Raw genomic sequence first — 12000 nt, forward strand, 5'->3', positions numbered from 1 at the left:
GCAACGGGTAGGGAGCTTCGTACGTCACGGCCCTACAGCCACCCGATCGGGGCACGATCGGAAGAGCTCAATGGGTGGGGCCGTTGGAGGATGAAGGGTACCGGGTCCACTCGCTGGCTGAAGAGGTCCTCGCGGCGATGGGAGGGCTTTCGGTCGAACCAATCAATCGAGTTGGTCCAAACTTCAGCAATGATGAACCCTTAAAATTCGACCCCATTTTGGCTGGAGCGGGGCAGCGTGCTATGGCCATGGAGGTGGAAGCTGTCCTCGGCGGGAAGTACTTTCCCATCGGTGAGTGGCTCAGCTACTCAAGCGTCTTCATGGAGGCCGGAGGACGGGTGGTTGCTGCTGGCTTGGGCTGGATTCGGGAGCTCGGTACAACCTTTGAAGAGTCATTGGAACTGGCGATCGGAGCGAATCGCCGCTTGACCTGTCTGCACACTGATCCGGGACTCGCCCCTTGGCCCGCCAACTGAGATCTTGATTGCCTGCGCGGAGGTCGGCGCTGCGGCGGCGGATCGACAGCGAAGGTCCGGTTACGCCCTACCGGCAGCTCGCTGCGATCCTCGACGCGCGGATCGCCCGTGGTGACTGGAAGGTGGACCGCGCCATCCCGTCGGAGGCCCAATGGGCGTGCTCTACTTCGTGCCGCAGCGGGGCTCCTTCGTCGCCCGGGGGCGGCCCGCCCGTCCGACGCGCCGGCCCCGGGGCCGGAATCCGGCGAGTCGTGACGGGTGGGCCTGTACGGCCCCGGGGTGTCAGTGGGCGGCCTTAGACTTCGGAGCTGCCCCTGAAGAACTTGCGCCGGAGGTGGCTCAGCCCGTGACCGACAAGCCGTTCACGCATCTGCACGTGCACACTCAGTACTCGCTGCTGGACGGCGCGGCCCGCCTGAAGGACATGTTCAACGCGTGCGGCGAGATGGAGATGTCGCACATCGCCATGACGGACCACGGCAACCTGCACGGCGCCTACGACTTCTTCCACCAGGCGCAGGGTGCGGGCATCGTGCCCATCGTGGGCATCGAGGCCTACCTGGCCCCGGAGTCGCGGCGGTTCACCCGGCCGGTGAAGTGGGGCGCCCCGCACCAGAAGCGGGACGACGTCTCCGGTAACGGCGCCTACACCCACATGACCATGTGGGCCCGCAACCGGGACGGGCTGCACAACCTCTTCCGGGCCCAGTCGCGCGCCAGCCTGGAGGGTTTCTTCCGCAAACCGCGCATGGACCGCGAGCTGCTCGCCGAGTACGCCGACGGCCTGATGGCCACCACCGGCTGCCCCTCCGGTGAGGTTTCCACCAAGATCCGGCTCGGCATGATGGACGAGGCGGTGAAGGCGGCCGGGGAGTACCAGGACATCTTCGGCAAGGAGAACTTCTTCGTCGAGTTGATGGACCACAACATCGACATCGACCGTCGGGCCCGCGCCGGGCTGGAGGAGATCGCCCGCAAGATCGGCGCGCCCTTCGTCGTCACCAACGACTCGCACTACACCTACGAGCACGAGTCGGCGGCGCACGACACCCTGCTGTGCATCCAGACCGGCAGCAACCTCTCCGACCCGGACCGCTTCAGGTTCGACGGCTCTGGCTACTACCTGAAGTCCGCCGCCCAGATGTACGCGATCGACAACTCCGACGCCTGGCAGGAGGGGTGCCGCAACACCCAGCTGCTGATCGCCGACCGCGTCGACACCGAGGGCATGTTCAAGCCGCGGAACCTGATGCCGCGCTTCGACGTGCCCGAGGGCTACGACGAGGTCTCCTGGTTCCAGGAGGAGGTCAAGCGGGGCATGGCGCGCCGCTACCCGAACGGTGTCCCGGAGGACCGCCAGCGGCAGGCCGCCTACGAGATGGGCATCATCATCGAGATGGGGTTCCCCGGCTACTTCCTCGTGGTCGCCGACTTCATCATGTGGGCCAAGAACAACGGCATCGCGGTCGGCCCCGGCCGAGGGTCCGCAGCCGGTTCGATCGTCGCCTACGCCATGGGCATCACCGACCTCGACCCGATCGTGCACGGCCTGATCTTCGAGCGGTTCCTCAACCCCGAGCGCGTCTCCATGCCCGATGTCGACATCGACTTCGACGAGCGCAGGCGCGGTGAGGTGATCCGCTACGTCACCGAGAAGTACGGCGCGGACAAGGTCGCCATGATCGGCACCTACGGCACGATCAAGGCGAAGAACGCCATCAAGGACTCCGCCCGCGTCCTGGGCTACCCGTACGCGGTCGGCGACCGCATCACCAAGGCGATGCCGGCCGACGTGCTCGGCAAGGGCATCCCGCTGTCCGGCATCACCGACAAGAGCCACCCCCGCTACGGCGAGGCCGGCGAGATCCGCTCGATGTACGAGAACGAGCCGGACGTCACCAAGGTCATCGACGCCGCGCGCGGAATCGAGGGCCTGGTCCGGCAGATGGGCGTGCACGCCGCCGGCGTGATCATGTCCAGCGAACGCCTCATCGACCACGTCCCGGTGTTCTCACCGAAGAACGACGGCGTGGTCGTCACCCAGTGGGACTACCCGAGCTGCGAGTCGCTCGGCCTGCTGAAGATGGACTTCCTGGGGCTGCGCAACCTCACGATCATGGACGACGCGCAGAAGGCCATCAAGAAGAACAAGGGCGTCGACATCTCGCTGCTCGACCTGCCGCTGGACGACCCCAACACGTACGAGCTGCTGCAGCGCGGCGACACCCTCGGCGTCTTCCAGTTCGACGGCGGCCCCATGCGCTCCCTGCTGCGCATGATGAAGCCCGACAACTTCGAGGACATCTCCGCCGTCTCGGCCCTGTACCGGCCGGGCCCGATGGGCATGAACTCGCACATCAACTACGCCCTGCGCAAGAACAAGCAGCAGGAGATCACCCCGATCCACCCGGAGCTGGAGGAACCGCTCCGCGAGGTCCTGGACATCACCCACGGCCTGATCGTGTACCAGGAGCAGGTGCAGAAGGCCGCCCAGGTGCTCGCCGGCTACACCCTCGGCCAGGCCGACCTGCTGCGCCGCGCGATGGGCAAGAAGAAGCAGGAGGTCCTGGACAAGGAGTTCGTGCCCTTCCAGGCCGGCATGCGCGAGCGCGGCTACTCCGACGAGGCGATCAAGGCCGTGTGGGACGTGCTCGTCCCGTTCGCCGGCTACGCCTTCAACAAGGCGCACTCCTCCGCGTACGGTCTGGTCACCTACTGGACGGCCTACCTCAAGGCCAACTACCCGGCCGAGTACATGTCGGCGCTGCTCACCTCGGTGCGCGACGACAAGGACAAGTCGGCGGTCTACCTCAACGAGTGCCGCAAGATGGGCATCAAGGTGCTGCCGCCGGACGTCAACGAGTCCGAGGGCAACTTCACGCCGCGCGGTGACGACACGATCGTCTTCGGCCTGACAGCCGTCCGCAACGTCGGCCAGAACGTCGTGGACTCCATCGTCAAGTGCCGCAAGGCCAAGGGGAAGTACAGCTCCTTCCCCGACTTCCTCGACAAGGTCGAGTCGGTGGTCTGCAACAAGCGCACCGTCGAGTCGCTGATCAAGGCGGGCGCCTTCGACGCCATGGGCCACACCCGCAAGGGTCTCACCGCCCAGTTCGAGCCGATGATCGACAACGTGGTCCAGGTCAAGCGCAAGGAGGCCGAGGGGCAGTTCGACCTCTTCGGCGACCTCGGCGGGGACGACGGCAACGACGGTCCCGGCTTCGGCCTGGACGTCGAGTTCTCCGACATCGAGTGGGAGAAGTCCTACCTGCTGGCGCAGGAGCGGGAGATGCTCGGCCTCTACGTCTCCGACCACCCGCTGTTCGGCATCGAGCACGTGCTCGGCGAGAAGGCCGACGCGGCGATCTCGCAGCTCACCGGTGGCGACTACTCCGACGGCTCCATCGTGACCATCGGCGGCATCATCTCCGGCCTCCAGCGCAAGATGACCAAGCAGGGCAACGCGTGGGCGATCGCCACCGTGGAGGACCTGGCCGGATCACTGGACTGCATGTTCTTCCCCGCCACCTACCAACTGGTCTCCACGCAGCTGGTGGAGGACGTGGTGGTCTTCGTCAAGGGCCGCCTCGACAAGCGGGAGGACGTGCCCCGGCTGGTCGCGATGGAGCTGATGGTCCCCGACCTCAGCGAGGCGTCGGCCAACGCGCCGGTGACGATCACCATTCCGTCCGCCAAGGTCACACCGCCGCTGGTGGAGAAGCTCGGCGAGGTGCTGTCCCACCACCGTGGCGCAACCGAGGTGCGGGTCAAGCTCCAGGGCGCACGCAAGACGACGGTGCTGCGTCTGGACCGGCACCGGGTGACGAACGACCCGGCGCTGTTCGGCGACCTGAAGGCGCTGCTCGGCCCGTCCTGCCTCGCCGGCTGACCCCCGTCCGTCTGCTCGCCCCGCGCCAGCTTGCCTGCCTGCTCGTCCGCCCGCCTGCCGCGACGGCAGGCGGGCGGACGGCACCCGAAAGAGGTCGGGCGCCGTCGCGGAGCGTCGGTGACGTGGCTCCGCGAAGTCAGTTGTGGCCGAAGCGCTTCGCCTGGTGCTTGCGCTCCATCTTCGGGTTCGCCCCGCTCGGCGCGACCTGCTCGGTGGTGCCCTTCGCCGGCTCGCGTGCGGGATCGGTCGCGGTACGCGACTGCGGTTCACGGCGATCCCGGCTCTTGTTCTTGCCCATGGTGACCTCCTGCGGTCCTTGGGAACGGTGGGCCGTCCTCACGTTCGCACGCCCCCACATACTTCGCATGTCGGGCAATTACCCTGCGTGGTCGCGAGTTGGCCGCCCCTCCGGTCCCACCGGCGGTCTTTCGCCACGCCGAAGATCGAGTTCACACTGATAACCCCCCTGCGGTCGGGCAGACTCGAGAGAAACACGCCGTTACCCGAATCCGTACGACGAGAGTGGGTGGACCGTGGACCGCTGCGTCGTCCTCGTGGACGCCGGTTACCTCCTGGGTGCCGCCGCCAGCCTGCTCGCCGGTGAGCCCACCCGCTCCCGGATCACCGTCGACCACACTCTGCTCATCCAGGGCCTGCGCGAACGCGCCGAAGCGGACACCGGATGCAGCCTGCTGCGCATCTACTGGTTCGACGGCGCGCCCGACCGGGTGCCGCAGCCCGAGCACCGGCGGCTGCGCGTGATGCCGCGCGTGACGGTGCGGCTGGGCGCGCTCACCCGGAGTGATGGCCGCTGGGCGCAGAAGGGCGTCGACGCGGCCATGCACGCCGAACTGACGGAACTGGCCCGCAACCGCGCCTGCGCCGACATCGTGCTGGTCACCGGCGACGGCGACCTGCTGCCGGGACTGATGTCGGCGAAGGAGCACGGCGTCGCCGTCCACCTGTGGGCCGTGCAGGCCGCCGACGGCGACTACAACCAGTCCGAGGACCTGGTGGCCGAGGCCGACGAGCGCCGCGTGCTGGACCGCACCTGGATCACCCGCGCGGTCCGCGCCAAGGACCTCAGCGGCGCCTGTCCGCCCCAGCAGCCGCCGCGGCCCGACATCGCGGCCATCCTGTCCGCGCCCCTGCCCGAGCCCGCCGCCGGACCGAAGAACGGCTCACCCGCCGCCGACGAGGCGCCGCCCGCCGAGCAGCCGTCCGGCCAACGGGAGCGGCCCGCAGCCGAGACCAAGGGCGTGCCGGCCGTGCCCACGCCGAAGGACCTGGCGGGTCTGGGCCGCCCGCCGTCCCAGCCGGCGCCGACCGCCGCGACCCTGCGCTGGTCCTCCGACAAGGGCTGGGTCGACCGCGGTGCCCCCGGCGAGCCGCCGGAGGCCGCGAACCTGCCCACCCTGGCCCAGCTCACCACGGCCGAGCAGCGCTGGGCCGACCGCGAGGAGGACATCACCGCCGTCAGTGGCGACCCCTTCGAGGTCGGGCAGGTCTTCGCCCGCCGCTGGATGGCGCGGCTGTCGGCGTCCGTCCACCTCCAGCACCTCACCACGCAGTACCCGCGCATCCCGCACCGCATCGACGGCGAGCTGCTGCGCTACGCCGCCCGCTTCGGGCTGCTCGCGCACAAGGACGACCAGATCGACGAGCACGACCGGTACGCGATCCGCGCCGGCTTCTGGCGCGAGGTCGACCCGCACGCCAGCTCCGAACCCGCCACCGCGGGGGAGTAGCCACCCTCCCGCGCCCCTCGGGCCTCCCCGCTTGCGGAATGCCGCCGCCCCCGCAGCCCGGAGGGGGCCGATTCCCGGGTGGGTGACCGGGCCCGGGTGCGGGGCGCGTACCCTCGTAGCTCGTGGACACGGTCGCGCAGCAGGCAACGACGGGCGGCGGTGCGGTCTGCGCTGTGAGGGACCTGGTCAAGAGCTACCCGGCGCAGCGGGCCCGCCGGGGAGCGCCCGCGGCCCCGGCCGTGCGGGCCAGCGACCACGTCACCCTGACCGTCGAACGCGGCGAGGTCTTCGGCCTGCTCGGACCCAACGGCGCCGGCAAGTCCACGCTCGTGCGGCAGCTGACCGGGCTGCTGCGCCCCGACTCCGGCTCGGTCGACGTGCTCGGCCACGACCTGGTGAAGCACCCCGAGCGGGCCGCCCGCCTGCTGGCATACCTCGGGCAGGAGTCCACCGCGCTGGACGAGCTGACGGTGTCCCTCGCCGCTGAGACCACCGCCAGGCTGCGCGGCCTCAGCGCGCCCGGCGCCCGCCGCGCGCGGGACGCCGTCCTGGAGGAGCTGGGCCTGACCGAGATCGCCGGCCGCCCGCTGAAGAAACTGTCCGGCGGGCAGCGCCGGCTGGCCTGCGTGGCGACCGCGCTGGTCGGTCAGCGCCCGCTGCTGGTACTGGACGAGCCGACCACCGGCATGGACCCGGTCGCACGCCGCGCCGTGTGGGCTGCCGTGGACCGCCGCAGGGCCGAGCAGGGCGCCACGGTCGTGCTGGTCACCCACAACGTGATCGAGGCGGAGACGGTGCTCGACCGGGTCGCGGTGCTCGACCGCGGCCGGGTCATCGCCTGCGACACCCCGGCGGGCCTGCGAGCCGTGGTGGGCGACACCGTGCGGCTGGAACTGGTGTGGCGGGACCAGCCGCCGCTGCACCTGCCGGAGATCGCCGCCCTGCACCCGGAGGCCGTGGCCGCCGGCCGCCGCTGGACGCTGCGGCTCCCTCCCGACGACGTGCGGGCCGCGGTGGCCGCCGTCACCGGCGGCGCGGCCTTCGCGGCCCTCGACGATTTCACCCTGGTCACGCCGAGCCTGGAGGACGTCTACCTGGCACTCGGCGGCCGAACGGAAGGTCTGGTGAAGGTGTGAGCGCACTCTCCGCAGAGGTGACGGCGCCCCGCGCCGGCTCGGCGGCGGCGGAGCACGCCTCAGCCGGTGCGGCGGCCGAGCTGGCGCCGCGCGCCCGGCTGTGGCCGGCGCTGAGCGCGGTCTACCGGGCCCAGCTGTCGCGCGCCCGGGTCGCCCGCATCCCGCTGCTGTTCGTCGCCACCTTCCAGTCCGTCGGGATCATGGTGCTGATGCGCGGGGTCGTGGAGTCCGGCCCCGGCGAGGCGGCCCGAGCCGTGGTCGCCGGATCCAGCGTGCTGGTGGTGGCGTTCGTCGCGCTGAACCTGCTCGCCCAGTACTTCGGGCAGCTCCGGGCCTCCGGCGGCCTCGACCACTACGCCACCCTGCCGGTGCCGCCCGCCGCCGTCGTGCTGGGTGCGGCGGGCGCCTACGCCTCGTTCACCGTGCCCGGTGTGCTCGTCACCGCCGTCATCGGCAGCTGGCTGTTCCAGCTGCCGATGGGCGGCCTGTGGGTGCTGGTCGCCGTGGTGCCGCTGGCGGGCGCCGCGCTGGCCGGGCTGGGCGCGGCGCTGGGCCTGCTCGCGCCGCGGCAGGAACTGGCGACGCTGTGCGGGCAGCTCGGCATGTCCGCCGCGCTGCTGCTGGGCGTGCTGCCGGCTGGGCCGATGCCGCAGCTGCTCCAGTGGGCCCGCGACCTGCTGCCGTCCACCTACGGTGTCGAAGCCCTCGCCGAGGCGTTCAAACCGTCGCCGAACTGGGCCCAGGTGGCCTTTGACCTGGGGATCTGTGCGGCGGTCGGCGTGGTCGCGCTGATGCTGGCGACCTGGGCCTACCGGCGGGCGGCCTCGCGGTGATCGGCCGGACGGACGTACCCGCCTCCGAACAGCCGAGCGGGCCTGGCACGATGGCGTGGTGACCGTTCCCACACCGCCCTCCCCGCAGCACGGCCGCTCCCCGCACGACCCGTCCCGGCAGGGGTCCGGGCAGTCCGGCACCTCCCCGTCCGGTGCTGCCGCGCGGGGCGACGCGCACGCGGGCCCCTACGACCCCTGGGCCGCGCCGCCGTCGGACGCGAAGGCGGACCCGCTGCCGGATGAGGAAGCGGGCGGTGCACTGTCGGGCCGTGCGGAGATCAGGGACCTGCTGCTGGTCCTGGTGGCGCTGACGCTGGCCGGCGGGCTGCTGGGCCTGCTGTGGTGGCGGCTGGCGCCGCCCGTGGAGTACATCTCGGACGGTGCGAACGCGCTGCTGCGCAACACCGAGGCGGAGGACACCTTCGCGGTCGACGGCACGTTCGCCCTGCTGGCGCTGGGCTTGGGCGTGCTGAGCGGGCTGGTCGCCTTCCTGGTGCGCCGCAGCGGCGGTGTCGGCCTGGTCCTCGGTCTGGCGGTGGGCGCGGTGCTCGGCTCAGTCGCCGGCTGGCGGCTCGGTGTGCTGCTCGGCCCCGGACAGGACCTCGCCGCACGGGCCGTCGAGGCGGGCCGCGGCGGCACGTTCGACGCGCCGCTGCAACTGGGGTCCGTGGTGGTCCTGCTGGCCTGGCCGCTGGCCGCAGTCGCCACCCACCTGCTGCTGCTGGGTTTCCTCGGCCCGCGCGACCCCGAGCCGCAGCCCGAGCCCTTCCCGCAGTGGGCCCCACCGCCGCGGGCCTGAGCCCGGGACGGCTCGCGGGGCGGCGTCCTGACGGGGACGTCCCTACGGGCGGGCGATCGGCGCCGTGCGGGCGCCGGTGAGTGCGACCAGGTCCGACGGCGCCAGTTCGATCTCCAGGCCGCGCCGGCCCGCCGAGACGCAGACCGTGGTGTGCCCGGCGGCGGAGGTGTCCACCACCGTCGCCAGCCGCTTGCGCTGGCCCAGCGGCGAGATGCCGCCGCGTACGTAGCCCGTGGTGCGCTCGGCGAGCGCGGGGTCGGCCATCGCGGCCCGCTTGCCGCCGACGGCGGCGGCCAGCGCCTTGAGGTCCAGCGATCCGGAGACGGGCACCACCGCGACCGTCAGCGTGCCGTCCACGTCGGCGACCAGGGTCTTGAACACCCTCTCCGCCGGTACGCCCAGTGCCGCCGCGGCCTCCTCGCCGTAGGAGCCGGACGCCGGATCGTGCTCGTAGGCGTGCACCTGGAAGTCGACGTCGGCCCCGCTCAGCGCGACGGTGGCGGGCGTACCGCCCTGCTGGGCGTTCTTGCTGCGGTTGCTGCGGTTGCTGCGGGTCCTTGCCACGTCGGACGCCTCGCGATCAGTTCGGGCTGGTGGGCCGCCGGGTGAGCTCCGCGGCCGGGAGCGAGGGGAGCTTACCGATGACGGCGCTCTCCCGCCGCAGGATTGCCAGCTCCTCGGTCAGCCGCGTCGCGGTGTCGGCCGCCTCCAGCAGGCGCTGCTTCAACGGGGTCTCCAGCACACTCGCGGCAGCGACCAGGTAGGAGACGACCGACGGCTCCTCGGGCAGCTCCTGCTCGGTGGCGAGCGTGCGCTCCCGCGCCCCGGCCAGCCGCTTCTGGTAGGTGCGGAACGCCCGCAGCACGCCCGCGGCGAGCGCGCCGGCGCCCTCGCCGTCGTCCTCGGGCAGCGCCTCGACCTCTCCGACGAGGTAGGGGCCCGAGGTGTCCACCGCGCGCAACCGGAACCGGGTCGTGCCCGTCGCGAGCAGCTCGTAGCCCTCGTTGTCGTCGTGAGGCTGGACGCTGGACGCGTCCGCGATGCACCCCACCTCGTAGAACGCCGCCAGTGGGTCCGCGCCGAACCCGGCGGTCGCGTCACCCGACGGCAGCGGCCTGCCGTCGGGCATACCGGCGCCGGTCACCGCGACCTCGTGGCCGTCGCGGATGGCGACCACTCCGAACAGCCGCGGCTCGTCCTCGGGAATCTGCAGCAGGTCGCCCACCAGCGCCCGGTAGCGCTGCTCGAACACGTGCAGGGGCATGACGAGCCCGGGGAACAGCACCGAGTTGAGCGGGAACAGTGGAAGGCGCGTGGTGGTCACAGTCGGCCAGCCTAAACCGCCCGGCGCCCGCCTACTGCCGCCGCAGCAACCTGGTCGCCCCCGCGGCGACCGTCGTGGCCAGCACCCAACCGGTGAGGGTGAGGGCGACCGCGACCCACTGCATCGCCCCCGCCGGGTTCCACGCCGAGTCGTGGCCCAGGTCGATCACCGGCAGCAGCAGGTCCAGTGCGTAGATCGAGGCGTTCCAGTGCGGCGGGTCCTCACCCCGCGGTTCGGGAGGGCGCTCGGCGTAGTACGCGGCGCCCGAGGCCCACAGCACCGCCATCCACAGGGCGGCCTGCCCGGGGCGGTAGCCGTAGGCGACCGTCCAGTCCTGGAGGTAGCCCCACACCTTGCCGGCCGGCGGCAGCGTCTCCCGGCGGCGCCGCTGCTTCGCCAGCAGCACCCGGCGCGCCTCGGCGTCCTCACCGCTGTTGCGCAGCACGCCCGCCAGCTGCTCGTACGGTTCGGGGGAGTACTCGGGAGTGGCCGCGGCAAGCCACCGCAGCCGCTCGGCGAGCGGGAACGAGCCGATGGGGATGAGGTGCTCGTAGGTGAAGCCGGCCATCCACAGCCCCTCACCCACCGGCCAGCTGGTCTGCCGGTCGACCAGGTTGCCGACGGACGCGCCGGACAGCACGACGCGTCCGTTGCGAAGCCGTTCCGGGGTGAAGCACAGCTCCGGGGTCTGCACCCTGCGCAGCGACAGCTCCTGGCCGCGTTCCATGCGGAAGCGCGCGTCCTCCAGCACCAGCGAGTCGCCGAACCGGCAGTCGTCCAGCTTCACGCCGCCGGTGCTGCGGAACGGCCGGTGTCGCCGCGCGGCGACACCGGGACGCCCGGCGAGTACTGCCGTCCCGGCGGGCGGGGTGGCCCCCGGCGGACGGGCGACGGCGGCCGAGTCGGAGGGGGTGAAGTGGGCGAACCGGGCCACGTGCATCTCGGGCGCGTGCAGCGCGTAGCCGTCCGGGTTGCGCAGCACACTGCCGTGCAGGAACAGCGAGCCGCCGATGCCGGCGCCGCGCAGGCTGACCTCGCCGGAGGCGAGCAGCAGGCCGGCCTGCAGGTCCTGGCCGACGGACAGCCCGTCGGCGGACACCGCCCGGGTCCGCTCCCCGCTGCCGATGGTCGCCTCGCCCAGCACCAGGTCGGTGCCGATGCTGGCGTCGGTCAGCCGGACACCGGCGGGCACCGTGCACCGGGTCAGGTGCAGGTCGCCGTCGACCGAGGCCCGGGCCGCCTCCAGACGCGGGATGCGGCAGTCGACGAACCGGCCGGTGGACATCCTGCACTGCGACAGCAGCACCTCCTGCTCGAACCGGCAGTGCCGCAGCTCGAAGTACGGCTGCACCGCGCCGCCGGACAGGTCCAGGCGGCCGGTGATCAGCGCGCCGGAGAGGTGCAGCGCGGCCACCCGGCCCAGCAGCGGCGGCGGCCCGTGCAGCAGCAGCAGTGCGATCACCCGGGCCCGTACCGTGCGGTGCGGGCCCCACAGGTGGTCGCCGCACGGATCGTCCCGGGCCGCGTCGCCCGTCCGCAGCTCGTGCCGCGTGCCGTTGCGGAACGCCTGCCACAGACCCCACTCCGCGGTGGTCAGCCGCAGCTCGGCAGGCGGTTCGCCGCTTTCCGGCGGCTCGCTCACTGGCGTCCCCCACTCCTGCCCCCGGCCTTGGCGCGCCGCGCCCGAGTCGCCCACCCGGAACGGGCCTTCCGGCCGGTACGTTGGTCTCTCCGAGTGAGGATCTCCACACTATCGGTCAGGAAACACCGGGAACACCCGTATCACGCCTCGGTA

At 71.8% G+C, this 12000-nt stretch carries 10 protein-coding genes; 6 read left to right on the forward strand and 4 right to left on the reverse strand.

Going from position 1 to position 12000, the window contains the following annotated elements; translation table 11 throughout:
* Positions 1–74 precede the first annotated feature (74 nt).
* Both QNO07_RS11815 and dnaE read left to right on the forward strand, forming a co-directional pair.
* Complete coding sequence (locus tag QNO07_RS11815) at positions 75–476, forward strand: SUKH-3 domain-containing protein (RefSeq protein WP_283991752.1); 402 nt, start codon at positions 75–77, stop codon at positions 474–476.
* 346 nt (positions 477–822) lie between these two features.
* Positions 823–4365 carry a DNA polymerase III subunit alpha gene (gene dnaE / locus QNO07_RS11825; protein ID WP_283991753.1) on the forward strand — a complete coding sequence of 1181 codons (3543 nt, stop codon included), beginning with the start codon at positions 823–825 and terminating at the stop codon, positions 4363–4365.
* A gap of 136 nt (positions 4366–4501) precedes the next feature.
* Here dnaE and QNO07_RS11830 read toward each other — a convergent pair whose 3' ends face one another.
* Entirely contained in the window at positions 4502–4663 is a 162-nt protein-coding gene (locus QNO07_RS11830; RefSeq protein ID WP_283991754.1) for a hypothetical protein, read from the reverse strand.
* A 235-nt stretch (positions 4664–4898) separates the two neighbouring features.
* Between QNO07_RS11830 and QNO07_RS11835 the strand changes: the two genes are divergently transcribed.
* From QNO07_RS11835 to QNO07_RS11850, 4 genes are all read left to right on the forward strand, one after another.
* Positions 4899–6113 carry an NYN domain-containing protein gene (locus QNO07_RS11835; RefSeq protein WP_283991755.1) on the forward strand — a complete coding sequence of 405 codons (1215 nt, stop codon included), beginning with the start codon at positions 4899–4901 and terminating at the stop codon, positions 6111–6113.
* A 122-nt stretch (positions 6114–6235) separates the two neighbouring features.
* Complete coding sequence (locus QNO07_RS11840; protein ID WP_283991756.1) at positions 6236–7249, forward strand: ABC transporter ATP-binding protein; 1014 nt, start codon at positions 6236–6238, stop codon at positions 7247–7249.
* Positions 7246–8082: an ABC transporter permease gene (locus tag QNO07_RS11845; protein WP_502961820.1), complete on the forward strand. Its 837-nt coding sequence runs from the start codon at positions 7246–7248 to the stop codon at positions 8080–8082. The genes QNO07_RS11840 and QNO07_RS11845 overlap by 4 nt, the downstream gene beginning before the upstream one ends.
* Positions 8083–8140: 58 nt before the next feature.
* On the forward strand, positions 8141–8881 hold the full coding sequence (locus QNO07_RS11850) for a hypothetical protein (RefSeq protein ID WP_283991757.1): 741 nt from the start codon (positions 8141–8143) through the stop codon (positions 8879–8881).
* Positions 8882–8923: 42 nt separating this feature from the next.
* Here QNO07_RS11850 and ybaK read toward each other — a convergent pair whose 3' ends face one another.
* The 3 genes from ybaK to QNO07_RS11865 are packed head-to-tail and all read right to left on the reverse strand — an operon-like array spanning position 8924 to position 11847.
* Entirely contained in the window at positions 8924–9445 is a 522-nt protein-coding gene (ybaK, locus tag QNO07_RS11855) for a Cys-tRNA(Pro) deacylase (protein WP_283991758.1), read from the reverse strand.
* Between the two features lie 16 nt (positions 9446–9461).
* On the reverse strand, positions 9462–10205 hold the full coding sequence (locus QNO07_RS11860; RefSeq protein ID WP_283991759.1) for an LON peptidase substrate-binding domain-containing protein: 744 nt from the start codon (positions 10203–10205) through the stop codon (positions 9462–9464).
* Between the two features lie 31 nt (positions 10206–10236).
* Entirely contained in the window at positions 10237–11847 is a 1611-nt protein-coding gene (locus QNO07_RS11865) for an oxidoreductase (RefSeq protein WP_283991761.1), read from the reverse strand.
* Positions 11848–12000 lie beyond the last annotated feature (153 nt).

This window comes from Streptomyces sp. 549, assembly GCF_030124175.1.
Classification (GTDB): domain Bacteria; phylum Actinomycetota; class Actinomycetes; order Streptomycetales; family Streptomycetaceae; genus Streptomyces.

Coding starts and splice junctions, on each gene's coding strand:
- QNO07_RS11830 (WP_283991754.1), bottom strand. CDS start 4,663: ATGGGCAAGAACAAGAGCCGGGATCGCCGTGAACCGCAGTCGCGTACC.